Source organism: Pseudomonas sp. ABC1, assembly GCF_013395055.1.
Lineage (GTDB): Bacteria > Pseudomonadota > Gammaproteobacteria > Pseudomonadales > Pseudomonadaceae > Stutzerimonas.
The window spans coordinates 3806333-3832252 of record NZ_CP058349.1 but is presented as its reverse complement, the minus strand read 5'-3'; the positions used below and the strand labels follow the sequence as shown (position 1 = coordinate 3832252).

Annotated in this window: 21 protein-coding genes; 14 read left to right on the top strand and 7 right to left on the bottom strand. The window is 63.4% G+C overall.

The window, feature by feature from the left end:
• The first annotated feature begins 71 nt into the window (after positions 1 to 71).
• The 6 genes from HW090_RS16885 to HW090_RS16860 are packed head-to-tail and all read left to right on the top strand — an operon-like array spanning position 72 to position 6742.
• Positions 72 to 1031 carry a MoxR family ATPase gene (locus HW090_RS16885; protein WP_179114620.1) on the top strand — a complete coding sequence of 320 codons (960 nt, stop codon included), beginning with the start codon at positions 72 to 74 and terminating at the stop codon, positions 1029 to 1031.
• On the top strand, positions 1031 to 1960 hold the full coding sequence (locus HW090_RS16880) for a DUF58 domain-containing protein (RefSeq protein WP_179114619.1): 930 nt from the start codon (positions 1031 to 1033) through the stop codon (positions 1958 to 1960). Before HW090_RS16885 ends, HW090_RS16880 begins: the two co-directional genes overlap by 1 nt.
• On the top strand, positions 1957 to 2451 hold the full coding sequence (locus HW090_RS16875) for a DUF4381 domain-containing protein (RefSeq protein ID WP_179114618.1): 495 nt from the start codon (positions 1957 to 1959) through the stop codon (positions 2449 to 2451). Before HW090_RS16880 ends, HW090_RS16875 begins: the two co-directional genes overlap by 4 nt.
• A complete protein-coding gene (locus HW090_RS16870) occupies positions 2444 to 3457 on the top strand; it encodes a VWA domain-containing protein (protein ID WP_179114617.1) in 1014 nt (337 codons plus the stop codon). The genes HW090_RS16875 and HW090_RS16870 overlap by 8 nt, the downstream gene beginning before the upstream one ends.
• Positions 3447 to 5117, top strand: coding sequence for a tetratricopeptide repeat protein (locus HW090_RS16865; RefSeq protein ID WP_179114616.1), 1671 nt, complete (start codon positions 3447 to 3449; stop codon positions 5115 to 5117). Before HW090_RS16870 ends, HW090_RS16865 begins: the two co-directional genes overlap by 11 nt.
• A complete protein-coding gene (locus HW090_RS16860) occupies positions 5114 to 6742 on the top strand; it encodes a BatD family protein (protein WP_179114615.1) in 1629 nt (542 codons plus the stop codon). Before HW090_RS16865 ends, HW090_RS16860 begins: the two co-directional genes overlap by 4 nt.
• On the opposite strand, the gene HW090_RS16855 is transcribed toward HW090_RS16860, so the two are convergent.
• Positions 6696 to 8408 (bottom strand): bifunctional diguanylate cyclase/phosphodiesterase, encoded by a 1713-nt coding sequence (locus tag HW090_RS16855; RefSeq protein WP_256930691.1) that lies wholly within the window; start codon positions 8406 to 8408, stop codon positions 6696 to 6698. The genes HW090_RS16860 and HW090_RS16855 overlap by 47 nt on opposite strands.
• 317 nt (positions 8409 to 8725) lie before the next feature.
• Between HW090_RS16855 and HW090_RS16850 the strand changes: the two genes are divergently transcribed.
• Positions 8726 to 9082 (top strand): helix-turn-helix domain-containing protein, encoded by a 357-nt coding sequence (locus HW090_RS16850; protein ID WP_179114614.1) that lies wholly within the window; start codon positions 8726 to 8728, stop codon positions 9080 to 9082.
• A 146-nt stretch (positions 9083 to 9228) separates the two neighbouring features.
• Here HW090_RS16850 and HW090_RS16845 read toward each other — a convergent pair whose 3' ends face one another.
• From HW090_RS16845 to HW090_RS16825, 5 genes are all read right to left on the bottom strand, one after another.
• Positions 9229 to 11607, bottom strand: a complete 2379-nt coding sequence (locus tag HW090_RS16845; protein WP_179114613.1) for an RND family transporter — start codon at positions 11605 to 11607, stop codon at positions 9229 to 9231.
• 19 nt (positions 11608 to 11626) lie between these two features.
• Complete coding sequence (locus HW090_RS16840) at positions 11627 to 12589, bottom strand: YCF48-related protein (RefSeq protein WP_256930690.1); 963 nt, start codon at positions 12587 to 12589, stop codon at positions 11627 to 11629.
• 230 nt (positions 12590 to 12819) lie between these two features.
• Positions 12820 to 15483, bottom strand: a complete 2664-nt coding sequence (gene pepN, locus HW090_RS16835; RefSeq protein ID WP_179114612.1) for an aminopeptidase N — start codon at positions 15481 to 15483, stop codon at positions 12820 to 12822.
• Between the two features lie 50 nt (positions 15484 to 15533).
• Entirely contained in the window at positions 15534 to 16382 is an 849-nt protein-coding gene (locus tag HW090_RS16830) for a DUF2797 domain-containing protein (protein ID WP_179114611.1), read from the bottom strand.
• Positions 16382 to 16657 (bottom strand): YeaC family protein, encoded by a 276-nt coding sequence (locus HW090_RS16825; RefSeq protein WP_179114610.1) that lies wholly within the window; start codon positions 16655 to 16657, stop codon positions 16382 to 16384. Before HW090_RS16825 ends, HW090_RS16830 begins: the two co-directional genes overlap by 1 nt.
• A gap of 880 nt (positions 16658 to 17537) precedes the next feature.
• Here HW090_RS16825 and HW090_RS16820 point away from each other — a divergent pair.
• From HW090_RS16820 to pabB, 4 genes are all read left to right on the top strand, one after another.
• Complete coding sequence (locus HW090_RS16820) at positions 17538 to 18074, top strand: ATP-dependent zinc protease (protein ID WP_179114609.1); 537 nt, start codon at positions 17538 to 17540, stop codon at positions 18072 to 18074.
• 5 nt (positions 18075 to 18079) lie between these two features.
• Positions 18080 to 19606 (top strand): inactive transglutaminase family protein, encoded by a 1527-nt coding sequence (locus tag HW090_RS16815; protein ID WP_179114608.1) that lies wholly within the window; start codon positions 18080 to 18082, stop codon positions 19604 to 19606.
• Between the two features lie 3 nt (positions 19607 to 19609).
• The gene (locus tag HW090_RS16810) at positions 19610 to 20593 is read left to right on the top strand and encodes an alpha-L-glutamate ligase-like protein (protein ID WP_179114607.1); all 984 of its coding nucleotides are present in this window, start codon (positions 19610 to 19612) and stop codon (positions 20591 to 20593) included.
• Between the two features lie 85 nt (positions 20594 to 20678).
• On the top strand, positions 20679 to 22025 hold the full coding sequence (pabB, locus tag HW090_RS16805; RefSeq protein ID WP_179114606.1) for an aminodeoxychorismate synthase component I: 1347 nt from the start codon (positions 20679 to 20681) through the stop codon (positions 22023 to 22025).
• Positions 22026 to 22098: 73 nt separating this feature from the next.
• On the opposite strand, the gene thrH is transcribed toward pabB, so the two are convergent.
• A complete protein-coding gene (thrH, locus tag HW090_RS16800; RefSeq protein WP_179114605.1) occupies positions 22099 to 22716 on the bottom strand; it encodes a bifunctional phosphoserine phosphatase/homoserine phosphotransferase ThrH in 618 nt (205 codons plus the stop codon).
• Between the two features lie 139 nt (positions 22717 to 22855).
• Here thrH and HW090_RS16795 point away from each other — a divergent pair, with 139 nt between their 5' ends.
• From HW090_RS16795 to HW090_RS16785, 3 genes are all read left to right on the top strand, one after another.
• Entirely contained in the window at positions 22856 to 23476 is a 621-nt protein-coding gene (locus HW090_RS16795) for a phosphoadenosine phosphosulfate reductase family protein (RefSeq protein ID WP_179114604.1), read from the top strand.
• A 384-nt stretch (positions 23477 to 23860) separates the two neighbouring features.
• Entirely contained in the window at positions 23861 to 24886 is a 1026-nt protein-coding gene (locus HW090_RS16790; protein ID WP_179114603.1) for a YjgN family protein, read from the top strand.
• Positions 24886 to 25902, top strand: a complete 1017-nt coding sequence (locus tag HW090_RS16785; RefSeq protein WP_179114602.1) for a M48 family metallopeptidase — start codon at positions 24886 to 24888, stop codon at positions 25900 to 25902. The genes HW090_RS16790 and HW090_RS16785 overlap by 1 nt, the downstream gene beginning before the upstream one ends.
• The last annotated feature ends 18 nt before the right edge of the window (positions 25903 to 25920 follow it).

The following is a 25920-nucleotide window of genomic DNA, read 5'->3' as shown; positions in this document are numbered from 1 at the left end:
ATGTCGAATCTCCCAGCGATGCAGTAAAGTTCACCACTTCGGCGCCCGCGCCCGCACTTCGAGCCTGATACATGGACCACCGTGAATCCATCCTTGCCCTGCGTCAGCACCTCTCCAGCCAGATACTGGGGCAGGACAAGCTGATCGAGCGCCTGCTCATCGCGCTGCTCGCCGATGGCCATATTCTCGTCGAGGGCGCACCGGGGCTGGCCAAGACCCGCGCAATCAAGGAATTGGCGGAAGGCCTGGAAGCCGAATTCCACCGTATCCAGTTCACCCCCGACCTGCTGCCCGCCGACATCACCGGTACCGAGATCTACCGCCCGGAAACCGGCAGCTTCGCCTTCCAGCAGGGACCGATCTTCCACAACCTGGTGCTGGCGGACGAAATCAACCGCGCGCCTGCCAAGGTGCAGTCGGCACTACTGGAGGCGATGGCCGAACGCCAAGTCAGTATCGGGCGCAACACCTACGAGCTGTCGCCGCTGTTCCTGGTGATGGCCACGCAGAACCCCATCGAGCAGGAAGGCACCTACCCATTGCCCGAAGCGCAACTGGACCGCTTCCTGCTGCATGTGCGCATCGGTTTTCCCGATGCCTCGGTCGAGCGGCGCATCCTGCAACAGGCACGGGGCGAGGCGATCAACGGGGAAAGCGCACCGGCGCAACGGGTCAGCCAGCAGACGATCTTCGCCGTGCGCAAGGAAATCCTCGGCCTCTACATGGCGGATGCCGTGGAGGAATACCTGGTGCAACTGATCATGGCCACCCGCACCCCGGCCAAGTTCGACAGCGAACTGGCCGAGTGGATCGCCTACGGCGCCAGCCCACGCGGCTCCATCGCACTCGACCGTTGCGCTCGCGTGCATGCCTGGCTGGCTGGCCGCGACTTCGTCAGCCCGGAAGATATCCAGGCCATGCTGTTCGACGTACTGCGCCACCGCATGATCCTCTCCTTCGAAGCCGAGGCCGCCGGAATCGACCATGACCGGGTCATCCAGCGCATCCTCGATGTGGTCGCGGTCGCCTGATGCACACCCGCGCGGATGCCGCCATCCGTGTCGATCTGGCCGGGCTGATCGACATGCGCCACCATGTGCGCGAGGTCCCGCTGTTCAGCAACACGCAACGACGCAGCGCGCTGGTCGGCCTGCACCATTCGAAACTGCGCGGACGCGGCATCGACTTCGACCAGGTACGGGTCTACCAGGCCGGCGACGATGTGCGCAACATCGACTGGCGTGTCACGGCTCGCACCCAGGAGCCCCACACCAAGCTTTTCCATGAAGAGCGCGAGCGCCCCATCTATATCCTCGTCGAACAAAGCCGCCGACTGTTCTTCAGCAGCGGACTGGTCTTCAAATCGGTGCTGGCCGCCCGTGCCGCCAGCCTGATCGGCTGGGCAGCGCTGAATCACAATGATCGAGTCGGCGGATTGGTCTTCGGCAGCGGCGAGCACCATGAGATCAAGCCCCGCCGCAGCAAGCAGAGCCTGCTGCAACTGCTGCAGCACCTGGCCCGTGCCAACCAGCGGCTCGACAGCCTGAGCACACTGGGCACCGACAACCTGGCGCCCGCGCTGCGCCGTGTGCGTGAGGTGCTGCGCCCCGGTAGCCTGGCCGTGATCATCTGTGACGAGCGAACCCTGAGCGAAGCGGCCGAACAGCAACTGAGCCTGCTGTCGCGCCACGTCGATCTGCTGCTGTTGCCTGTGTTCGACCCTCTGGACCACGCCCTGCCCGCCGCCGGCCTGCTGCGCTTTGCCGAGCTGGGCGCACGGCTGGAGCTGGACAGCCATGACAAGTCCCTGCGCCAGGCCTATCACCAGCAGGGCGAAGAACGCAGCAATCGCTGGCAGCGCCTGGCCGATCGGCTGCGCGTGCCGATCATGCCGCTGAACACCCAGTACGAACTGATCGAACAGTTGCGCACCCATCTACGGCAGAAGGTGAGCCTGTGAGCGCGCTGGAGCGTCTGGCCGAGAATATTCCACCGCAGCCCATCTCCTGGTGGCCTCCGGCACCTGGCTGGTGGTTGCTGCTCCTGTTGCTGCCCGTGCTGTGCATCCTCTATTGGCGGCTACGCCCGCTGTTGCGCAAGAGCAAGCCAGCGCCGAGCGCCACGGACAGCCTGGAGCCCCAACGCCAGGCCGCACTGGATGAACTCAAGCGCCTGCAACGCCCATACGACGGCCAGCCGGCCAATGCCTGGCTGCAGCAGATCAACGCTTTGCTCAAACGCCTGTGCCGTACCCGCTACGACAACGAACACCCGCATACCCTCACCGGCCGCGCCTGGCTGGCCTTTCTCGACAACCGCTGTCCTTCGGCTGGACTGACGCGCTGGATGGTGCTGGTCGAGGGCGCCTATCGGGCCGATTGCCGTCTGGATGACAAGGCCATAGAAGGTCTGGAGCAAGCCATCGAGATCTGGATACGCAAGCATGTTTGAATTCGCCTGGCCCTGGCTGTTCGCCCTGCTGCCCCTGCCCTGGCTGCTACGCCGGCTGCTGCCCGAAGCAGACAGCGCGGAGGCCGCGCTCAAGGTCAACTTCCTCGATGAGCTCGAACAGCTCAGCGGACGCCGCTCCAGCAACCTGCTGGCCGACTGGCGCCAGCAACTGCCCTACATCGCCATCTGGCTGCTGCTGCTGTGCGCCAGCGCCCGCCCGCAATGGCTGGGGCAACCGCTGCCAGTCCCCGCCAGTGGCCGGGAAATGTTGCTGGCCGTGGATGTCTCGGGCTCCATGAGCTACCCGGACATGCAATGGGAAGGCGAAAGCATCAGCCGCCTGCAACTGGTGAAGAACCTGTTCGGCGACTTCATCGAAGCGCGACAGGGCGACCGCGTCGGCCTGATCCTGTTCGGCGACAAGGCCTACCTGCAATCGCCGCTGAGCTTCGACCGGCATAGCGTCCGCGTCTGGCTCGACGAAGCCATGGTTGGCATCGCCGGCAACAATACCGCCCTCGGCGATGCCATCGGCCTGGCCGTGAAACGCCTGCGTGAACGCCCGGACAACCAGCGCGTACTGATCCTGATCACCGATGGCGCCAACAACGCCGGGCAGATCGCCCCTCTGACCGCCGCGCGCCTGGCGGCCGAAGAACACGTCAGGGTGCACACCATCGGCATAGGCGCCACCACGGAGTCGTCCGGCATGCTCCAGCCAAGCGGCTTCAACCCCGCGCTGGAACTGGACGAAACCACCCTGCAGGCGATTGCCCAGGAAACCGCCGGCCAGTACTTCCGCGCGCGCACCGCCACAGAACTGCAAGCCATCGGCGAACTGCTGGACGAACTGGAACCGGTGCGCCAGCGCGCCACCCAGACGCGTGTCGCACAGCCGCTGTATGCCTGGCCCCTGGCCCTGGCCCTGCTGCTCAGTATGCTGCTGGCCGGGCGTACCCTCTGGCCCGAGCTGAGCACCCGCTGGAAGAAACGCCATGCTGCCTGAACTGCTGCGTCCAGCCTGGCTGCTGTGCCTGCCCCTGCTCGGCTGGGCGCTGTGGCGGCTCTGGCACCGACAACGCAAGGTCGGACGCTGGCAGCGCCTGATCCCTCGTGCCTTCCACGGTACCCTGCTCACCCGTGGCCGCTCGCGCAACAGCCGCCTGCCCTGGATCGTGCTGGGCCTGGGCTGGCTGATCGCCTGCCTGGCCCTGCTCGGTCCCAGTTGGCAACGCATCGAACAACCCAGCCTGAAACGTGCCGATCCGCTGGTGGTACTGCTGGAAACGACCTCCTCGACCCTAGCCACGGACGTCCCACCCAACCGACTGGTACAGGCCCGGCACAAACTGATCGACCTGTTGCGCAGTCGCCAGGACGCACAGACCGCGATCATCGCCTACGCCGGCAGTGCCCACACGCTGGTGCCGCTGTCCGATGACCTGACGACTGCGCAACACCTGCTGGACGTCCTGCACCCACGCCTGATGCCCGAGCCAGGGCAGCGCGCCGACCTCGCCGTGGCCCAGGGGCTGGAACTGATCGAACAGGCGGCCCAGGGTGCCGGGCGCCTGTTGTTGATTGGCAGCAGCCTCAGCCCACAGGAACGCGAGGGCATCGAACGACTGCTACAGAAACACGATGGCGAGTTGCTGATGCTCGGTATCGGTACGCCCGAAGGCGCTCCCGTGGAACAGGAAGACGGCCAATTCCTCAAGAATGCGGACGGCTCCATCCTTATCCCAGGCCTCGACAGCGCCAGCCTGGCCGCATTTATCGAGGGCCTCGGCGGGCGTTACCAGGTAGCGCGACTGGATGACAGCGATTTCGAGCACCTGGGCCTGCTGGACGCCCACGGCAAGCCCGTGGTTCGGGAGGAAAGCGCCCACCTCAATCGCTGGCTCGACCAGGGGTACTGGCTGTTGCTGCCTCTGCTCCTGCTGGCCGCCTGCGCCGGGCGACGGGGCTGGCTGTTCTGTCTGCCATTGCTGCTGATCGAACCGCCAACGGCATATGCCCTGCAATGGCAGGACCTCTGGGCACGCCCGGACCAGCAAGGCCAGGCCCTGCTGCACCAAGGGCATCCCGCCCAGGCCGCCGAGCGCTTCAATAACCGCCAATGGCGCGCCCAGGCGCTTTACCTCGCCGGGGACTTCAGCGCCGCCGCCGAGTTGCTGGCGGACAGCGACGACGCCATCGATCACTACAACCGGGGAAACGCCCTGGCTCGCGCGGAACAGTTCCCGGCAGCCATCGAGGCCTATGAGCAGGCGCTGGAACTGGACCCGCAACTGCAACAGGCCCAGCACAACAAGGCCTTGCTCGAAGAACTGCTGCGCAGCCAGCCTGAACCGAGCGAGCCACAGACAACCTCAGCAGAAGAAGAAAGCGTCGACAGCGGCGCGAATACCGAGCCTCCCCGCACGGCAGCGCCAAGCAATAATCAGGAAAAACCTGACGACGACTCCGCGCCCGCCCAGGCGACGCAGGAGCCAGACGCTTCGCCGCAAGCCGGTGCGGAGCAGGACAGCGATATGCAACCCGTGCCCCTTGAACAGGAGCAGGCGCTGCAACAGTGGCTTCGACAGATCCCCGATGACCCGGGCGAACTGCTGCGCCGCAAATTCCTCTATGAACAGCGCAAGCGCCAGGAACCGAATCGATGATCCGCAGCATTCTGCTCGTGCTCGGCCTGCTGGCCCTGAGCCTGCACTCACAGGCCGCCGGCCTCGTGGCCAGTGTCGACCGCAGCCACCTGAGCCTCGATGAAACCCTCGAACTCACCCTGGAATCCCTGGACGCGACCCTGTTCGGCAAACCCGACCTGCAACCGCTGGACGATGCCTTCAAGGTCGTGGCCACCCGCCAGTTCAACCAGTTGGCCAACGTCAATGGCGAGAACCGGGCGATCACCCGCTGGCTGATCACACTGCAACCGCTGTACGCCGGTCATGTGACGATCCCATCGCTGGCCCTGGGCGAATGGAGCAGTGAACCGATCAGTTTGAACGTGCAGCCCGCCAGTGGCGCACTGAAAAGCGGCCAACTGGCACCGATCTTCATCGATGCCAGCCTGGATCAGGAAAGCGTCTACGTGCAGGCCCAGGCAATACTCACCCTGCGTATCTACCACTCGGTCTCGCTCTACGACGACAGCACCCTGTCCCCCTTGCAGGCACCGGACATGCTGGTGGAGCGTCTCGGGGAGCCTCGCACCTACGAAAAGAGCATCAACGGCATCCGCCATGGCGTGATCGAGGTGCGCTACGCGATCTACCCCCAGAAAAGCGGAGAACTGCTGATTCCCGGCCAACTGTTCAGCGCCACGCCGGTCAGCCAGAACAGCGGCACCTCGGCATTCGGACAACGCCCCGGCAACTCGACCCAGGTCAGCGCCCCCAGCATTCCCCTGCTGGTCCGGCCAAAGCCCGCTGACTTCCCGGAGGACCAGCCCTGGCTGCCAGCGCAAAGCCTGGAGTTGAGCGAACACTGGAGCAACCCGGCGCAGAGCCTGCGCCGGGGCGAGTCGCTGACCCGCACCCTGACACTCAAGGCCCAGGGCCTGCTGGCCAGCCAGCTCCCCCCCGTAGCCGCCACACAAAGCCCAGGTGTACGCGTCTATCCCGAGCAACCCGGGCTTTCCAGTGAAACCCGTGAGAACGGCGTGGCAGCGACCCGCGAGCAGCGCGAAGCCCTGGTCGCCACCGCCACCGGTGCCGCCGAACTGCAAGCCGTCGACATACCCTGGTGGAACACCCTCGAAGACCGACTGGAGCATGCGCACCTGCCGGCCCGGACACTGCAGATCGAAGAAAACCCGGCCCTGCTGCGCAGCGAACGCGCCACGCCTGCCCCCGCACAGGCGAGCCACTCATCGGCCTGGCCATGGCAATTGAGCAGCGGCGTACTGGCGTGCACCACCTTGCTGGGGTTTGGCCTGTGGTTGCGTGCCCGACGCCAGCCGCCGGTCCTGCGCACGCAGCCAGGCGGACCGACGCCGCGCAGCCTGCTGGATGACTTGAGAAAGGCCTGCCAGGGCAATGACACCCAGGCCACGCGCCAGGCACTGGATGCCTGGGCACGCCAGCAACCGGAAACCCTGACAGAGATGGCGGCGCGCTTCGTACCGCTCTCGGATGCCCTGGACGCGCTCAACAGCGCCCTCTACAGCGAAACGGGCCAGCGCTGGCAGGGCGAGGCGCTGTGGCAGGCGATCCAGCACCTGCCCAACGCACAGGAGCCGGTCAGCGTTCAGGAGAGCAGCAGTCTGCCGCCACTCTACCCTCGCTGAAGACCTCCCGGGAGCGGGGCTGTGCCAGCCACCGGACGAACTCCATGGCCGGCAAGGGGCGCGAGAACAGGAAGCCTTGCGCGACGCGATATCCCATGCGCTTCAGCGCCTGGTACTGCCCCTGGGTTTCGATGCCTTCGGCCACCGCCGTCAGGTTCAGGCTCTCGCTCAGGCCGGCCACGGCCTTGCTCAGGGTACGGCTGGTGGCGTCCTGTTCGAGGTCATGCACGAAACTGCGGTCGAGCTTGATCTCCTGGATCGGCAAGCGGTGCAGATGGCTGAGGCTGGAGAAGCCCGTACCGAAGTCGTCCAGCGACAGTCGCACACCCAGTTCGTGAACGTCCTGCAGGACTTTCAAGGTATGCGGGCTGGTATACATCAGCACGCTTTCGGTGATTTCCAGGGTCAGGTCGCCAGGAAACAACCCGTTCGCTTCCAGCGTGTGCGCAACCACCTGCGCAAAGCCCGGATCGTTGAAATTGGACGGCGACAGGTTGATCGAAACCGAAGGAATATCGAGCCCTTCCCTGCGCCAGGCGGCCAGTTGCCGGCAGCCTTCGGACAGGCTCCAGCGCCCCAGTTCATCGATCAGCCCGCACTGCTCGGCCAGGGGCACGAAGCGTCCGGGGGAAATATCACCCAGCTCCTCATGGTGCCAGCGCGCCAGGGCTTCCACCCCGTAGAGGCTGCCGTCTTCCAGTAGCACCTGCGGCTGGTAGTAGAGCTGCAACTGCCCCTGCTCCAGGGCCGAACGCAAGGCGCTCTCCAGCGGCAACTGCTCGACGCCGGGCGGCGTCAGTTCGTGGCTGAAGAAGCAGATACCTTCGGGCAATGACTTGGCGCGCCCCATGGCGGTGTCGGCGTTCTGGATCAGTTCATCGACACTGCTGCCGTCTTCGGGGAACAAGCTGATGCCCAGGCTGACCGATGGCTTGTAGGTGATGCCCGCCAACGGGCAGGAAGCCTGCAGCAAGGCCCGCAGGCACGATGCCCGCTCCAGGGCTTGCGCCCTGTCGCAGCCGCGCAGAAGCAAGACGAATTCATCGCAGAACAGCCGCGCCACCAGATCTCCCGGCTGGCGATAGGCTTGCAGGCGCTGCGCGATCAGTTGCAACAGCGCATCCCCGGCCGGGAACCCGAAAGAGTCGCTGACCCACTTGAATCGGTCGAGGTCCACGAAGACCACCGCCAGGCAGCTACCGTCGCGCTGCGCCTCGGCAATCGCCTGCTCGGCCTTGAGTTGCAGCAAGCCACGGCCCGGCAGGCCGGTCAGCCCGTCATACAGGGACATCTGCTCGATGCGGACGGTGCCCGCACCGTTGCTGTCGCCTTCCTGCGGCACGGAACGAATGAAGATGACGACCACCCGCTCCTGCTCGGTCTCGACCTGCAGGGCGGTGATGATGCCCTGGCGGCGCTCGCCGGATCGGTTGCGAATATCCAGCCGCATGCTGTTGTTGAAATCGGAATGACAACGGGAGGTCAGTTCGGGTAACAGCAGATTGGCGCTTTGCCCTACCACCTCGTCGCGCTGGCAGCCCCAGAAGGTCTCCGCCGAGCGATTGAGCAACAGGATGCGGTTGCTCTGGTTGATGATCATCACGGCATCGTTGGCTTGCTCCAGAGCCCCGGAGCAGATACCCAGCAGTTCTCTAATGCCCCACATGGGATCGTCTCCCTACGCCTGGTGGAACGAAAGTGATGCATGGATCGGGAAGCGTGCTATTGAAGTAGCACTTTGCCACCTACCGGTAGTCTCATCCATCATGGCCGCCCATATTCCGACAGACTCATGCGTCCCCTGCATAGACAGCTCTGACTGGGCCAACATCCACTCCTCCATGATCTACTGGGGCATAACAGCAAAACGCCACTAATGACTTTTCACGTTAACAGAATATACGGGATACGTCCTTCGCTTGCGAGCCTCAGGCCGAGAAAATGTCGCGAAACGTCATGCACAATGACGCAAGAGGCCAAGCCATGAAAAACAGAGGATTAGTATTTCGGGTGGGGGCCGCAATCGCTCGCCGCCGCAAAGCCAGAGGACTGACGCAAGCACAGATAGCTGAAATGATCGGTGTCGAAAAAGAGACCATCAGCCGGATGGAAAACGGCGTGATCTCACCAACACTGCCCAGATTGCAGCAGATTGCCGATATATTCGGCTGCTCGCCGGTAGAGCTGCTCCACTCGGAGGCAGGGGAAAGCGCCGCTCATGCGCAGTACATCGGCGAGATCATCCAGGAGCTGTCGGAGCATGAGCGCACCCTGATCGTCGGCTTCGTCACCGAGGTGGTACGCCTGCTGAAAACCCGCGAACCCACGACAAGCGAATGACCTCGCCCGCCATACGCTCCACCCCTCCCTGAAACCAGCTCCCTGAGGCACACCCTGCAACCGGCGCGACAGGATTCTCCCGGTGCGCAGGGCGCACCCATGGGAGTTTCGCTTTCAACACCTGGCAGCCGCCCAAGGCATGCGCCTCAGTGTGCCAGCAGGGAACCGCCCTTCTTCCCCGCCAGCTTCTCCGGCTTGATCAGGAAGTGCGCCAACGCCGGCAACAGCCACAGCGCGCCGAACATATTGACGATGAACATGAAGGTCAGCATCAACCCCATGTCGGCCTGGAACTTGATTGCGGAGAAAATCCAGGTCGCCACGCCGATGGCCAGGCACAGGCCGGTGAACAGCACCGCTTTACCGGTCGAACGCAGGGTCTGGTAGTAGGCTTCCTGCAACGGCAGGCCAGCGCGCAGGAAACTCTCCAGGCGGCTGTAGATATAGATGCCGTAGTCGACACCGATCCCCACACCCAGGGCGATCACCGGCAGGGTCGCCACCTTCATGCCGATCCCCAGGAACGCCATCAGGGCATTGCCGAGGATCGACGTCAGGATCAGCGGCAGCACGATGCAGACGGTCGCCGCCAGCGAGCGGAAGGTGATCAGGCACATGCCCGCCACGCAGAGGTAGACCAGCGTCAGGATGGTCAGCTCGGAATTGGCGATCACCTCGTTGGTCGCCGCCTCGATACCGGCATTGCCCGCCGCAAGCAGGAACTCCAGCCCCTCGCGGTTGTTCTCCGAAGCGAAGGACTCCACCGCCTCGACGGTGCGCGTGAGGGTCTGCGCCTTGTGGTCGTTGAGGAACACCATCAGCGGCGCCAGCGAGCAGTCGCCGTTGTACAGACCGTCGGCGCGGGCGATGGAATTGTTGAGGACGTCCTGGTTGCGCGACAGCGTCTCCCACTTCAGGCTGCCCTCGTTCATGCCTTTGATGCTCTGCCGCGCCACGGTCACCATGGAGACGGCGGACTGCACGCCTGGCGTGTTCTCCATCTTCCAGGTCAGCGCGTCCATGGCCTCCAGCGTGTCGTAGTGCGAACAGCCTTCCGGCGCGGTCTTCACCATCACCACCAGCACATCCGAACTGGTCGAGTAATGGTTGATGACGAAGTCGTTGTCCTTGTTGTAGCGCGAATCCGGGCGCAGCTCGGGCGCGCCCTGGTCGAGGTCGCCGATCTGCAGGTTGTGCTTCTGGTAGAAGAAACCACCGACGGCCACCAGCAGCGCCAGCGCGACCGACACTGGCGCCACCCGGGCATTGGCGAAGCCGGACAGCCGGCGCCAGAACGGGTGCTCGACATGCGCATCCTTCTTGCTGCGCTCGATTGCCCGGCGACTGATTCCCATATAGGAAATCGCCACCGGCAGCAGGATCAGGTTGGTGAAGACGATCACCGCGACACCGATCGACGCGCCGATGGCCAGCTCGCGGATCACGCCGATGTCGATGATCAGCAGGGTGATGAAACCCACGGCATCGGCCAGGATAGCAATCATTCCCGGCAGGAACAGTTGGCGGAAGGTCCGCCGCGCCGCCGTGAGCGCATTGTCGGCATCGCTGGATTGCTGGGCGATGCCGTTGATCTTCTGCACGCCATGGGAAATACCGATGGCGAAGATCAGGAACGGTACCAGCATCGAATAAGGGTCCAGCCCGAAACCGGCCAGGTTCATCAGCCCCAGTTGCCAGCCCACGGCAATCAGAGTGGTGACTAGCACCGACAGGGTGCTGCGAATGCACCAGGTGAAGAGGTACAGCAGCACCAGGGTAATCAGCAGGGCCGCGGCGAAGAACACCACCACCATCAGCAGGCCATCGATCAGATCGCCGACCTTCTTGGCGAAACCGACGATATGGATCTGCACGTTGGGGTTTTGCGCCTGGTACTTTTCCCGCACCTTGTCTTCCAGTTCATGGGAGAAGGCCTGGTAGTCGAGGCGAATCTGGCGACCCTGGTCCTGCGGGTCCGAGTAGGTTTCCTGCAGGGGCACGTCGATGATCGAGGAGCGGAAGTCATTCGCCACCAGGCGACCGATCTGCCCGGACTTGAGTACGTTGCTGCGCAACTCGGCAAGGCTCTCCGGCGATCCATCGTAGGTCTGCGGGATCACCTCGCCACCGTCGAAGCCCTCTTCGGTCACCTCGGTCCAGCGTACGCTCGGACTCCACAGCGACTTCATGGCGGAGCGGTCGACGCCGGGGATGTAGAACACCTCGTCGTGGATCTGCCGCAGCGTCTCCATATAACTGGCATCGAAAATAGTGCCTTCGCGCGCCTCGACCGAAATCCGCACGGTATTACCAAGATTACCCAGGTCGTTGCGGTGCTCGATCATCTTCTGGATATAGGGATGGCCGAGCGGGATCATTTTCTCGAAGCTGGTCGACGGCCTGATCTGCGTGGCCTGGTAGAACAGGAACACGCTGGCCAGCAGGCAGAGGATGATCACTGCCGGCCGGTTGTTGAAGATCAGGCGCTCGAGGAACGTGGCCTTGTCCTGGTGATGCTGGCTCATGCGGTTGCTCCCCGAGGAATTATTGTTGTGTTCTGTCCAGGCCGCTCGCTGCGGCGGTGCGCACACCGCCCTGCCCGACCAGGATCAGTTCGCCCGCGCGAGTGTCGACGACACCGGCCAGGGAGCGGCGGTCAGGGCGGTGGATCACACTGAAAGTGTGCCCCCGGTCGCTGCTGCTCAGCACCGACCCGGCATGACCCACGACCACGATACGGCCATCGGCCAGCAGGTTCGCACCAGAGAGCCCCGAGGCGAACGGCGCACCCTCGTCCGTCACCACGATGGAGCGCCAGGAAGCGCCGGCGTCGCTGGAAAACAACAGGTTGCCACGCAAGCCGTACACCAGCAGTTCGCCCGGCTGCCCGGTGGATTGCACGCCAAACAGCGAGCCCTCATAAGGCAGTTCGATGGACGTCCAGCTCTGCCCGTCATCCGTCGAATGGAACAGCGCACCCATTTCGCCGGCGATGAACAGGCCAGCCCCCTCGACCCTTGCGATGGCGTTCAGGTGATAACCGTCTTCATTGGCCAGGCGCTCGTCGATATCCAGCCAGTTCTGGCCGCCATCGCGGGTTTCCAGCAGGGCGCCGTAGGCACCGATGGCGATGCCGTGGTGGATATCCTCGAACCAGACGTCGAGCAGGGGAGCTTCGCGCTCCACGTCTTCGAACTGCAAATTCCAGGTTTCCCCGCCATCGCTGCTGGCAAGAATCGAGGCGTCATGCCCGACCGCCCAGCCGTGGCGGGCATCGACGAAGTCGACTGCGGTCAGCATCTGCCGGGTCGGCACCTTCGCCTGCGTCCAGTGCTGGCCGTCGTCATCGGAATAGAGAATATGGCCACGATCCCCAACGGCCACCAGGCGGTCGCCCGCACGCGCGATATCCAGCAGCAGGCTGCTGACGGCCTTGCTCGATTCGATGGCGTACCGAGGATGAATGTCCAGCGCGAGGACATTCCGGTGAAAGGCGAGTAGCAACATGCAGCACGCCATACCAGCGGCCATACCAGCGGCCATACCAGCGGCCATACGCCATGTGCCGCGACGCCATGAGACGACCTGCATACATACCCCCTTTTATTCTTGTCAGGTAAGGCCTGCGTAGAGCAGGCCCGGCCATGCTAGCCAGCTTACGGGAGCACTGACAATCGACGGGGCGTTATCTTTTGTAGCTGCAAGCGAGAAACCTGATGCCCGCTTGCAGCCAGGGGCTATGAAGCCAGGCTCTTGCTCACCACCTCATAGACATCGCTGGACAGCTCGCCCGAGGCCTGGATGCGCTCCAGTTCGGCCTTGAGCAGAACCTGGCGCGCCGTGTCGTACTTGCGCCAGCGGGTCAGCGGCGCCAGCAAACGCGCGGCGATCTGCGGGTTGAGGGCGTTGAGGGTGATGATCTGGTCGGCCAGGAAGCGGTAGCCACTGCCATCGGCCTGGTGGAAGTTGACCAGGTTCTGGTTGGCGAAGGCGCCGATCAGCGCACGCACCTTGTTCGGGTTCTTCAGGGTGAAGGCCGGATGCTGCATCAGCGCCTGTACCCGCGCCAGGCCACCGGGCTGTGTATTGCCGGCCTGGACGCTGAACCACTGGTCCATCACCAGCGGATTGTCCGCGAACTGCTCGGCAAAGTCCGCCAGGGCGGCATCGCGCTCTGCCGCGAAAGGCGAGTTGACCAGTACCGCCAGCGCGGTCAGGCGCTCGGTCATGTTGTCGCTGTCACGGAACTGCTCGACAGTCGCCTCCAGCACCTCGGCACGCTCGCTCAGTATCAGGTAGGACAAGGCGATGTTCTGCAACGCACGCCGGGCAAAATGACCGGCCTCGGCGACATAGGCCGTCTGCCGCGAGATTTCGCGATTGGCCTGGTAGCGTTGCCACAACGGCTCGAACAGCGCCTCGGCAATCGCCTTGCGGGCGAATTCACGGGCGGCATGGATGGCATCGACATCCGCCACATCGCTGATCTCGGTCAGGTAGGCCTCGCTCGGCAGCGACAGCACTTCCGCCACCATCGCCGGGTCCAGCGCCTCATCCGCCAGTACCGTGCGCAAGGCATCGAACAGACGCGGATCGAGGCTCAGCGCCTCGCCAGCACGGTATTGGCCGATCAGTTCCTGCAACACCTGCACCGCCAATTGCTGCCCTGCCTCCCAGCGGTTGAAACCATCGCTGTCGTGCTGCATGAGGAACAGCAACTGGTCGCGGCTGTAGGGGAACTCCAGCTTCACTGGCGCCGAGAAGCCACGCAGCAGCGAAGGCAGCGGACGCGCCTCTACGTCGACGAAGACGAAACTCTGCTCGGCCTCGGTCAACGCCAGCACCCGCGTACCGTTCACCGCGTGCGCCTCACCCTCGAGGCGCAGCGGCAGTTCACCGCCCTGCTCGTCCAGCAGGCCCAGGGCGACCGGGATGACGAACGGCAGTTTCTCCGTCTGCTGCGGCGTGGCCGGGCAGCTCTGGCGGAAGGTCAGCCGGTAGCGGCGATTGCTGGCGTCATAGTCTTCACTGACCTGCAGACGCGGCGTGCCAGCCTGGCTGTACCAGCGCTTGAACTGGGTCAGGTCGACGCCGTTGGCGTCCTCCATGGCCCGCACGAAATCGTCGCAGGTCACTGCCTGGCCATCGTGGCGTTCGAAGTACAGGTCGGAGCCCTTGCGGAAGCCCTCGGCGCCCAGCAGGGTCTGGATCATGCGCACCACTTCCGCGCCCTTCTCATAGATGGTCAGGGTGTAGAAGTTGGAAATCTCCATATAGGACTCGGGACGCACCGAGTGGGCCATGGGCCCGGCGTCCTCGGCGAACTGATGGGTGCGCAGGTAGGCGACGTCCTCGATGCGCTTGACCGTCGGCGAGTTCATGTCGGCGCTGAACTGCGAATCGCGCAGCACCGTGAAGCCTTCCTTGAGCGACAGCTGGAACCAGTCGCGGCAGGTCACGCGGTTGCCCGACCAGTTGTGGAAATATTCGTGGGCGACGATCGCCTCGACCCGCTGGTGCGCCGCGTCGGTGGCGGTCTCGGCGCGCGCCAGCACGGCACTGGAGTTGAAGATGTTGAGGCCCTTGTTCTCCATGGCGCCCATGTTGAAGTCGTTCACAGCGACGATCATGAAGATATCCAGGTCGTATTCGCGACCATAGGTTTCCTCGTCCCAGCGCATCGACTTCTTCAGGCTGTCCATGGCGTGCTGGCACTTGTCCAGGTTCTCCGGCTCGACATAGATACGCAGCGCCACCTCGCGACCGCTGGCGGTGACGAAGCTGTCCTCCAGCGCCCAGAGGTCGCCGGCCACCAGCGCGAACAGGTAGGCGGGCTTGCGGAACGGGTCTTCCCAGGTCACCCAGTGACGGCCACCCTCTTCCTCGCCGCTGGCGATCGGGTTGCCGTTGGACAGCAGAACCGGGTAGCGCTGGCGCTCGGCACTGACCGTGGTGGTGAAGCGGCTCATCACATCCGGGCGGTCGAGGTACCAGGTGATCTTGCGGAAACCCTCCGCCTCGCACTGTGTGCAGAACATCTTGCCGGACTTGTACAAACCCTCCAGCGCGGTGTTGTGCTCCGGATGGATCAGCACCGTGCTGTCGATGACGAAGGCCGCCTGGGTCGGCTGCAACGTCAGGCCGTCGTCACTCAACTGGTAGTCACCCTCGCTCAGCGAGCGGTCGTCGAGGGCCAGCGATTGCAGCTCCAGTTCCTGCCCATGCAGTGTCAGCGGCGGCAGCTCGGTGCCCTCGCACTCTGGGTTGCGACGCATGACCAGTTGCGCATGCACCAGCGTCCTGTCCTCGAACAGTTCGAAGGTCAGGTGGGTTTCATCTATCAGGTAGGCCGGTGCCTGATAGTCCTGCAGGCGAATGACTTTCGGTTGTTCGGTGTGCATGGGTGGCCTCTTCGGGACAGCTTCAGGTCTCGAGCTGCAAGTGGATGTGGTCAGCTTGCAGCTTGTTGCGACTCGCTGCTTATCGCTAATTGGTAAGCGGTGTATTTACGGATATTGATGACGCCGCAGTCGAGTATCAAGTACTGCCCCTTGATACCACGCAACACGCCTTCGATCACAGGCGTCTTCTCCAGGTCGAGGCTGGTGATCTTGGTCGGGTAGGCCTCGACCGGATAGCGGATTTCCAGCACCTCGGCCGTCGGCAACGGCTGGATGGCCTGCAGGCCGAAACGCTGTTGCAAGGCGAGGATGCCCTCGCCGCACTGTTCGAACAGGTTCTCGCGCACGGCCGGCAAGTCCAGCGGCTCGGCATCGCCCTTGAGCAGCGCGCGCCAGTTGGTGCGGTCGGCCACCTGGCTGCGCAGCAGGTCTTCCACCAACCCTGACTGCTGCCGCGTGGCGACGCGCAGGATCGGCAACGCCTGGCTCGCGCCCTGGTCCAGCCAGCGCGTCGGCAATTGCGTGGCACGGGTGATGCCCACCTTGATGCCGGATGAATTGGCGAGGTAGACCACATGGTCGGTCATGCAGAAGTCTTCGCCCCACTGCGGATCGCGGCAGGTGCCCAGGGCATGGTGGCACTTCTCCGGACTGACGATGCACAGGTCGCACTGGGGCAGCTTCTTGAAGCAGGGATAGCAATAACCCTGGCTGAAACTCTTGTTGGTGCGGCGGCCACAATGGGTGCAATGGATCGCCCCCAGGTACTCCAGCCGCAGGCGCTGGCCGATCAACGGATTGAGCGGCACGCCGGCATCGTCCAGCGGCAGCACGTACTGCGCCGACTCGCCCAGTTGCACGCGCATCTTGGCAAGTCGGCCACGGCCCAGTTCGATCATCAGTGGCGGGTTCCCGAAGCCGGGGTGAACAGGCTGGTGTCGATGGCGGCCTTGGCCTTGGTCTGGGAGGCACATTCCTGGCCACCCAGGTAGCCGGTGCGTTCTTCCTCGGGCAGGTTGCGCAGTTCCCAGGCGATCATCGCCTGCATGCAGGTTTCCTTCTGCTCGGCGGTCAGCTTGCGGCCATCGCCCCATTTGCCCAGCTCTACCGCACGCTTGAGGTTCTCGTAGATTTCAGGGGTGATGTTCTCGATTGCTTCGATAAAAGTCGACATGGCGGGCTCCCGGGAAAACGAAGCGGCATTCTAGCGGAAAAAAGCAGCGACACACTGCCTGGCACCGGCCACGGGCGGCCAAGCACGCTGTATCGTTTGGACTTTTTTGCGTACACCCGTGGCAGGTGTGGTGGCTGAGCCACCGATTGCGCCCTTACGGCGCCTCCCTTTCTTTGCTCGTGCAAAGAAAGGAAGCAAAGAAACACGCCCCCCAGTCATACGGCCCCTGCGCTCCGCTCCGGGGTTCCTTCACTCCGGCATCGCTCCGGGGGCCGGCGTACAAGGGCCGTCCTGGCCCTTTACGCCTCTCGTGGCATCCATGCCACTCGCTCCCCTACGCAATGCCTGCGTTCAGCCTTCTGAAAGGGGGGGGATGCTGCGTCTGTAACATCCTCTACCGTTTTAATATGAATATAAACTTCAATCAAGTTGGTTTAATTCGATCTTCCAGTCACCGCCCGCTTCACCACCCCCATCAGGAGGCCGAGCGGAATCGTCGTGTAAGGGGTTGAGCGGCAGGGATGCCGCGAGAGGCGCGATGGGCCATGGATGGCCCTTCGCGGCGTGCCCCTGGAACGGCGATGGAGCGAGGGAACCCCGGAGCGAAGCGCAGGGGCCGTATGCTGGGGGCGCATTCTCTTTGGTCACTTTCTCTTGTGCGAACAAGAGAAAGTGACTCGGCGTAAGGCCGAAATCGGTAGAACAGATAGATACATGGGCGGCGGGTGTACGCCAAAAGGCCAATCCAGTTTCAACCTCCATATGCGCAATCGCCCTGTGGCCTGCCACTCGTCGCTACTGCTAGAATCCTCGGCCATCCAATCCATGGGCCGCCGAGTGCGTGCCCATGACTCCCGCCCCTCGAAATATTCCCGGAACCATGAGAGCCAGACACTACCCCCTGCTCCTCAGCCTTCTTCTAGGTTCACTCGCCCATGCCGCGACCGAAAAAAGCATCTACGGGCTCAATGAGCGTGTCGCACTGCCCGATTTCGATCTGGAAGTCGCCGCGAAACTCGACACAGGCGCCCAGACGGCCTCGTTGAGTGCACGGGATATCGAACGCTTCACGCGCAAAGGCGAGCGTTGGGTGCGTTTCTACCTGGCCGTCGACGATGCACACGCGCACCCGATCGAACGCCCGATGGCGCGTATCAGCAAGATCAAGCGCCGGGCCGGAGACTTCGATCCGGACGAGGACAAGACCTACACCGCACGCCCGGTCATCGAGCTCGAACTGTGCATGGGTAAAACATTACGCACGGTGGAAGTGAACCTCACCGACCGAACCGCTTTCCAATACCCACTTCTGATCGGCTCCGATGCCCTCACCCGCTTCGGTGCACTGATCGACCCGAGTCTTACGAATGCAGCCGGCAAGCCTGACTGCACCACCGCATCCGACGCTGACGAGTAATATCCATGCGCTCTCTTACACTGCATCTGAAAGTCCTGATTTTCCTGCTCGTCACCCTGGGCGTGGCGATCACGGCCTACCAGATATTCATACTCGGCATACCCGTCACCGAGGACGAAACCGATGACCTGTGGAATATCGACGCCAAGATCGAGTTCCAGGCCAGCCCGCGCGAGCCGGTCAAGCTGCAGATGTACGTGCCGCCGCTCAACCAGGAGTTCGTCAGCCTCAACGAGAGCTTCATCTCCAACAACTACGGCGTCAGCATCAACCGTGCCGACGGCAACCGCCGCGTCACCTGGTCGGCCCGTCGCGCCAGCGGCAAGCAGACCCTCTATTACCGTCTGGTACTGACCAAGCGCTACAGCGGTGAGCAGCCCAAGCCCAGCGGCCCGATCTTCCGCGACAGCATCCCGGTCGAAGGCGCCGAGAAGATTGCCGCCGAAGCGCTGCTGTCGCCGATCCGCCAGCACTCGGCGGACGTCGAGACCTTCATCAGCGAAGCCATCAAGCGCGTCAACAACGCCAATGACGACAACGTGAAGCTGCTGCTCGGCGGCGACAACTCGGTCAGCAACAAGGCCCGCGTCATCGAACTGCTGCTGTCCATCGCCCACGTGCCGATGGAACGCGTACACACCGTGCGCCTGGTCTCCGAACTGCAACAGTCGCCGGAACTCTGGCTGCGCAGCTTCAACGGCAACAACTGGCTCTATTTCAACCCGGACAGCGGCCAGAAGGGCCTGCCCGCCGACCGCCTGGTCTGGTGGACCGGCGACGAGCCGCTGTTCAACCTCGAAGGCGGTCGCGCCGCACAAGTGACCTTCACGCTGAACAACAGCGAGATGAACGCTATCCGTTTGGCCAAGCTGACCGACGAGAACACCGACGCCGACTTCCTCGAATACTCCCTGTACGGCCTGCCGCTGCAGACCCAGATGACCTACCAGGTCATGATCATGATCCCCATCGGCGTGCTGGTGATCCTCATCCTGCGTAACCTCGGCGGCCTGCAGACCCTCGGCACCTTTACCCCGGTACTGATCGCCCTGGCCTTCCGCGAGACGCAGCTCGGCTTCGGTATCGCACTGTTCACCGTGATCACCGCCCTGGGCCTGTCGCTGCGCTCCTACCTGGAACACCTCAAGTTGCAGATGCTGCCGAGGCTGTCGGTGGTACTGACCTTCGTGGTGGTGCTGATCGCCGTCATCAGCCTGCTCAGCCACAAGCTCGGCCTTGAACGCGGCCTGTCGGTGGCGCTGTTCCCGATGGTGATCCTGACCATGACAATCGAACGCCTGTCCATCACCTGGGAAGAGCGCGGGGCCGGGCATGCCTTCAAGGTCGCGGTGGGAACGCTGATCGCGGCGACCCTGGCCTACCTGCTGATGAGCATTCCGCAACTGACCTACTTCATCTTCACCTTCCCGGCCGTGCTGATGGTCATGGTGGGCTTCATGCTGGCGATGGGTCGTTATCGCGGCTATCGCCTCACCGAACTCTTCCGTTTCAAAGCCTTTTTGAAGGACTGAGCCATGTTCGGCCTGATCAAGACCTGGAAAGCACTCGAAGCCAAAGGGATCATGGGCATCAACCGCCGCAACGCGGACTACGTGCTCAAGTACAACAAGCGCAGCCTGTATCCGATCGTCGATGACAAGATCATCACCAAGGAACGGGCCATCGAGGCCGGCATCCATGTGCCGGAGATGTACGGCATCATCGAGACCGAGCGCGATATCGGCAAACTCGCCGAGATCGTCAAGGACCACACCGATTTCGTCATCAAGCCGGCCCAGGGTGCCGGTGGTGACGGCATCCTGGTGATCGCCGACCGCTTCGAGGGCCGCTACCGCACCATCTCGGGCAAGATCCTCAGCCATGAGGAGATCGAGCACCAGATCTCCAACATCCTCACCGGCCTCTACTCCCTCGGCGGCCTGCGAGACCGTGCCCTGATCGAATACCGCGTCACCCCGGACCCGATCTTCAAGAGCATCAGCTACGAAGGCGTACCGGACATCCGCATCATCGTGCTGATGGGCTACCCGGTGATGGCCATGCTGCGCCTGCCGACCCGCCAGTCCGGCGGCAAGGCCAACCTGCACCAGGGCGCCATCGGTGTCGGCGTCGACCTGGCCACCGGTATCACCCTGCGCGGCACCTGGCTGAACAACAAGATCAGCAAGCACCCCGACACCACCAATGCGGTGGATGGCGTGCAACTGCCCAACTGGGACGGCTTCATGAAGCTCGCCGCCGGCTGCTACGAACTGTGTGGCCTGGGCTACATCGGCGTGGACATGGTGCTCGACCAGGACAAGGGCCCGCTGATCCTCGAACTCAACGCCCGACCCGGCCTGAACATCCAGATCGCCAACGACTGCGGCCTGACGCACCGCACCCATGCGATCGAAACACGCCTGGCCGAGCTCAAGGAAAAGGGCCTTCAGGAAACACCGGAAGAACGCGTGAAGTTCTCCCAGGAACTGTTCGGCCACGTACCGACGAACGCCTGACGTCGACCGCCCACAGGAGCAGGCCTGCCTGTTCCTGTGGGCGGTCCGATGACACGCCACCAGGGCCGAACCTGCCTCCCCCACCATGTCCCTCTGCACGATCCACCCCATCCCCTACCGCAGCGATCCCTGTGAATCGTTCGAACGCATCCGCCAGGCACCAGGCGCCATCCTGCTGGACTCCGGTCGCCCGCAAGCCTTGCGTGGGCGCTACGACCTGCTCAGCGCCTGGCCTCGACAACAACTGCGGACAACCCCCGGCGAGCCCGCCAGCGCCTACTTCCAGCGCCTGCGCCTGGCCCTGGCAACGCTTGGCCCCGCCGAGTTGCCGCCGGGCTTTCATTCGCCCTTCGCCGGCGGCCTGATCGGCCTGCTCGCCTATGACTTCGGCAAACGCCTGGAGCACCTGCCCGCCAGCGCACTGGACGACCTGCACTTGCCTGACGGACAAATGGGGCTGTACGACTGGGCACTGGTCAACGATCACCAGGAACAGGCCAGCGCCCTGGTGTTCCACCCCGCCATCGACAGCGACGAGTGCCAGCGCATCATTCGCCTCTTCGAAGACAGCCCCCAGGCACTGCCCGGACAGGATGACTTCCACCTGCGCGCGCCCTTCCAGGCGGACCTGCCGAAAGACGACTATCGCCAGGCAATCCAGCGCATACAGGACTACATCCGCGCGGGCGACTGCTACCAGGTGAACTTCACCCAGCGCTTTCGCGCACCCTGCCAGGGCGACCCCTGGCAGGCCTACCGGGCCCTGCGCCAGGCCTGCCCGACGCCCTATGCCGGTTTCGTCAGCCTGACGAGTGGCGCCATCCTCAGCGCCTCCCCGGAGCGTTTTTTGCGCTTGAGCCAGGGCCAGGTGGAAACACGCCCGATCAAGGGCACCCGCCCACGCAACCCGGAGCCACAGGCTGACGCGGCGGCGGCCAGGGAACTGCTGGAAAGCCGCAAGGACCAGGCCGAGAACCTGATGATCGTCGACCTGCTGCGCAACGACCTGGGGCGCAGTTGCGAGATCGGTAGCATCCGCGTGCCGGAACTCTTCGCCCTGGAGAGCTACCCCAACGTCCACCACCTGGTCAGCAGCGTGGTCGGCCAACTGCGCGACGGACTGGATGCGCTCGACCTGCTGGCCGGCAGCTTTCCCGGCGGCTCGATCACCGGCGCACCGAAGATCCGCGCCATGCAGATCATCGACGAGCTGGAGCCGACCTGCCGCTCGATCTATTGCGGTTCGTTGCTGTACCTCGACGTGCGAGGCGAAATGGACAGTTCCATCGCCATCCGCACCCTATTGGTCGAAGACGGCCAGGCCAGTTGTTGGGGCGGCGGCGCCATCACCCTCGACTCCGAATGGCAAGCGGAATACCAGGAGTCAGTGGACAAGGTGAAGGTGCTGATGGAGACGCTGGAAGGGCTTTGAGCGGTGAAGCGAGGCCCGCCATGAGCGCCTGAGGGGTTATCCCAGGCGGCCCTTCGGCGGTTTCGATGATTGCTTACAGTTCCAGCTTACGGTTCGACGCCTTGATGAACTCGCGCTTGAGGTCTTCATAGGTGTGTACGGCTGGGAACTGCGGGAACTCGTCGATGACGTTCTGCGGCGCGTGGAACAGGATGCCGGCATGCGCTTCGGAGAGCATGGTGGTGTCGTTGTAGGAGTCGCCCGCGGCGATCACGCGGTAGTAGAGGCTCTTGAAGGCCAGCACCGACTGGCGTTTCGGGTCCTTCTGGCGCAACTGGTAGGACACCACGCGATCGCTCTCGTCGGTGATCAGGCGGTGGCAGAGCAGGGTCGGGAAACCGAGCTGGCGCATCAGCGGCTGGGAGAACTCATAGAAGGTGTCGGACAGGATCACCACCTGGAAACGCTCGCGCAGCCAATCGACGAACTCCACCGCCCCTTCCAGCGGCTTCAGCGTGGCGATGACTTCCTGGATATCCGAAAGCTTCAGCCCATGCTCGTCGAGAATGCGCAGGCGCTGCTGCATCAGCACGTCGTAATCAGGAATATCCCGGGTCGTCGCTTTCAGCGATTCGATGCCGGTTTTTTCCGCGAAGGCGATCCAGATTTCCGGAACCAAGACACCTTCAAGATCAAGACAAGCGATTTCCACAGGCTGCTCCTATCAACGGATACGAATGAGGCGGCAACTCTATCCGCTCGCCACGAGCCACGCAATGAAAGGTCAACAGCCACGGGCGCTTTTGCTACCATCGCCCACCTCACGCACACGAGCCCCTGGAGCCTTTGCAATGGACCTCGACCTGGAACGGATCAACGCCGAATTCGCCAACCAACCGGAAAAGCTCATCGCCTGGGCGCTGTCGCTGGGCAAGCCGGCGATCTGCACCACCAATTTCCGGCCTTTCGAAGCGGTCATCCTGCACATGGTCACCCAGGCCCAGCCGGACCTGCCCATCGTCTGGATGGACAGCGGCTACAACACCGACGCCACCTACCGCTTCGCCGATGAAGTCGCGCGCAAGCTCGACCTCAACCTGGTCACCTACCTGCCCAAGCGCAGCCGCGCACACCGCGAAGCCCTGGAAGGTCCGGTGCCGGGCCTGGACGATCCGCGCCACGCCGCCTTCACCGAAGAGGTCAAACTGGAACCCTTCGCCCGTGCCCTGCGCGAAACCGCGCCAGGCGTCTGGTTCACCGCACTGCGCGCCACCGACACTGCCGTACGCGCGCAGATGGATCCGGTCAGCATCAACCCGGACGGTCTGATCAAGGTCGCCCCGCTGCTGCCCTGGACCTCCAAGGACCTCTACCAGTACCTGACGGCCCACGACCTGCCGAACAACTTCGACTACTTCGACCCGACCAAGGGCGAAGAGAACCGCGAGTGCGGCCTGCACCTGAGCCATTGATGTTCCGGAGTCTGGCTGCCTGGCCGCCAGACTCCAATAAACGATCTATTGAATGAACTACCGAAGTTGCCGATGCAACTTCGCTGATGGCAATACATCGACTTCGCAACAATAGCCAATTGCCACTCAATCAATTGCTGAGCAAGTTCCGCCGCGCAATCTCGCGAAGTTCCGTAGGCACCGGCTGACACTTGAGCCCTGCCCTCACTGCGCGCGACGCCCTGCATGCCGCCGTCCTTGTGACGACAACCCTCTCTCCACCCCACTCAGCACTGCCGGATAAGCCCTTGTAATTATTGTGTTTTTAAATAATTAGATTTGTAACAGCATGCAATTATCATTAAGATCCGTCGCCTTCTTTTACTGAACTTCCTGGGGTCTTCAATGAGCGATGCGGGCAATACCGTGCCGAACACGACATATAACGAGAAAACCGAACGGCCCCTGGCCTTCAGCTTTTCCGGAGAGGGTTTCGAATTCTTCCGTATATGGATCGTCAACCTGGCGCTGACCATCGTGACACTGGGGCTTTATTCGCCCTGGGCCAAGGTGCGTACCCATCGCTACTTCTATGGCAACACCCACCTGGACGGCAGCAGCTTCGAATACCTGGCCGACCCGATACGCATCCTCAAAGGCCGCCTGATCGCCATCGCCTGCCTGGTCGTCTATGTCGTCGCCGAACGGCTCCTGCCGCTCCTGGCTCTGGCCCTGGCGTTGATCTTCGCCCTGCTGATGCCCTACATCATCGTTCGCGCGATCGCCTTCCACCATTACTACTCGGCCTGGCGCGGCATCCGTTTCGGTTTCAACGCCCCCATGGGTGGCGCCTACAAGGTGTTCCTGCTCTGGCCGCTGCTGGCGACCCTGAGCCTCGGCCTGCTGTTCCCCTATGTCCTGTGCCTGCAAGAGCGCTTCATCATCGGCCATAGCCGCTACGGCAAGCAGCACTTCGACTTCTCGGCCAAGCCGGGCGCTTTCTACCGCGTATTCCTGATCCTGATCGGCATCATCCTGCTCGCCGCCGTGGCGGGTGGCATCCTCAGCCTGCTGTTCGCACCGCTGATGGTGGTGGCGATCACCGCCGGCTACCTGTTCGTCTTCGCCCTGGGCAGCGTCCTGCTGGTCAACCTGCGCTTCAACCACATGACCCTGGGCGAGCAACGCTTCCACGCCAACTACCAGGCCGGCTCCTACGCCTGGCTGATGCTGAGCAACACCCTGTGCCTGGTCCTGACCCTGGGGCTGTTCTACCCGTGGGCGCGCGTGCGCACCGCACGTTATGCCGCCCAGCACGTCAGCATGACGGTCACTGGCGACCTCGATGAGTTCGTTGCGGCCAGGCAGCAGGAGCAATCCGCCCTGGGCAGCGAAATGAGTGATGTCTTCGACGTGGACCTGGGTCTCTGATGCGTATCGCCGGGCACTTCATGGACGGCGTCAGCTCGGCGCGCCAGCCGGCCACGCTGCTTGTCGAGGGCGTGCAGGCACGCCTGCTGGACGCGGATGGCCAGCCGTTGCACACGCCATTCCCCGCCACGCAACTCAAGTGCTCCTCACGGGTCGGCAGCACGCCGCGCTTCGTCTATCTCGCCGGCGATGCACGCTTCGAAACCCAGGACAACGACGCGCTGGACGCCCTATTGGAGGCGCACAAGCCTGCCACCGGCCTGGCGCATCGCCTGGAGTCGAAACTGCGCTATGCCGTCCTGGGCCTGCTGCTCAGCGGAGCGTTCATCTTCAGTTGCGTGCAATGGGGCGTTCCGGCGCTGGCCAAGGTAGCGGCGTTCGCCCTGCCGGTATCGGTCAACCAGCAAGCGGATCGCCTGGTCATGCAACTGCTCGACCGGCAGTTCTTCGAGCCCAGCACCCTGCCCGCCGCCGAACAGCAGCGCCTGCTACAGGTCTTCGCCCCGGTCATTCAGGAACACGCGCCCGAGACACCTATCGACGTGCAGTTCCGCGATGCGGAGAAGACCATCGGCCCTAACGCGCTGGCATTGCCGGCCGGTACCGTGGTGTTTACCGACCAGTTGATCCGGCTGGCCCAGCACGATGAAGAACTGATCGCTGTGCTGGCCCACGAGGCAGGCCATGTCGCCAATCGCCACGGCATGCGCAGCTCGCTGCAAGCCTCGGCTGTCGGCGTGCTGGCCGCGCTGGTGGTGGGGGATGTGTCGTCGGTGTCGTCAGCGGTGACCGCGTTGCCATTGATCCTCACCGAACTGGGCTACTCGCGGGGCTTCGAGCAGGAAGCCGACCGTTATGCATTGGAGACGCTGGAACGGCATGGGATAGCCAGCCAGCGCTTCGCCGACATCCTGCGGCGGCTGGACGGGAACGAGGAAGAGGCCGGTGTCGGCGCTTATCTTTCCAGTCACCCGCCCACGGTCGAACGCACGCGACTGATCGAACAGCAGAAGTGAACATGGCGCCCTCGGGCG

Bases quoted from the DNA above. Each gene is read 5' to 3' on its own strand.
- HW090_RS16865 (WP_179114616.1), top strand. From the start codon at position 3,447: ATGCTGCCTGAACTGCTGCGTCCAGCCTGGCTGCTGTGCCTGCCCCTG.
- HW090_RS16860 (WP_179114615.1), top strand. From the start codon at position 5,114: ATGATCCGCAGCATTCTGCTCGTGCTCGGCCTGCTGGCCCTGAGCCTG.
- HW090_RS16845 (WP_179114613.1), bottom strand. From the start codon at position 11,607: ATGAGCCAGCATCACCAGGACAAGGCCACGTTCCTCGAGCGCCTGATC.
- HW090_RS16885 (WP_179114620.1), top strand. From the start codon at position 72: ATGGACCACCGTGAATCCATCCTTGCCCTGCGTCAGCACCTCTCCAGC.
- HW090_RS16820 (WP_179114609.1), top strand. From the start codon at position 17,538: ATGAGAGCCAGACACTACCCCCTGCTCCTCAGCCTTCTTCTAGGTTCA.
- HW090_RS16785 (WP_179114602.1), top strand. From the start codon at position 24,886: ATGCGTATCGCCGGGCACTTCATGGACGGCGTCAGCTCGGCGCGCCAG.
- HW090_RS16790 (WP_179114603.1), top strand. From the start codon at position 23,861: ATGAGCGATGCGGGCAATACCGTGCCGAACACGACATATAACGAGAAA.
- HW090_RS16855 (WP_256930691.1), bottom strand. From the start codon at position 8,408: ATGTGGGGCATTAGAGAACTGCTGGGTATCTGCTCCGGGGCTCTGGAG.
- HW090_RS16795 (WP_179114604.1), top strand. From the start codon at position 22,856: ATGGACCTCGACCTGGAACGGATCAACGCCGAATTCGCCAACCAACCG.
- HW090_RS16810 (WP_179114607.1), top strand. From the start codon at position 19,610: ATGTTCGGCCTGATCAAGACCTGGAAAGCACTCGAAGCCAAAGGGATC.
- HW090_RS16850 (WP_179114614.1), top strand. From the start codon at position 8,726: ATGAAAAACAGAGGATTAGTATTTCGGGTGGGGGCCGCAATCGCTCGC.
- pepN (WP_179114612.1), bottom strand. From the start codon at position 15,483: ATGCACACCGAACAACCGAAAGTCATTCGCCTGCAGGACTATCAGGCA.
- HW090_RS16870 (WP_179114617.1), top strand. From the start codon at position 2,444: ATGTTTGAATTCGCCTGGCCCTGGCTGTTCGCCCTGCTGCCCCTGCCC.
- HW090_RS16825 (WP_179114610.1), bottom strand. From the start codon at position 16,657: ATGTCGACTTTTATCGAAGCAATCGAGAACATCACCCCTGAAATCTAC.
- HW090_RS16880 (WP_179114619.1), top strand. From the start codon at position 1,031: ATGCACACCCGCGCGGATGCCGCCATCCGTGTCGATCTGGCCGGGCTG.
- HW090_RS16815 (WP_179114608.1), top strand. From the start codon at position 18,080: ATGCGCTCTCTTACACTGCATCTGAAAGTCCTGATTTTCCTGCTCGTC.
- HW090_RS16830 (WP_179114611.1), bottom strand. From the start codon at position 16,382: ATGATCGAACTGGGCCGTGGCCGACTTGCCAAGATGCGCGTGCAACTG.
- HW090_RS16840 (WP_256930690.1), bottom strand. From the start codon at position 12,589: ATGTTGCTACTCGCCTTTCACCGGAATGTCCTCGCGCTGGACATTCAT.
- pabB (WP_179114606.1), top strand. From the start codon at position 20,679: ATGTCCCTCTGCACGATCCACCCCATCCCCTACCGCAGCGATCCCTGT.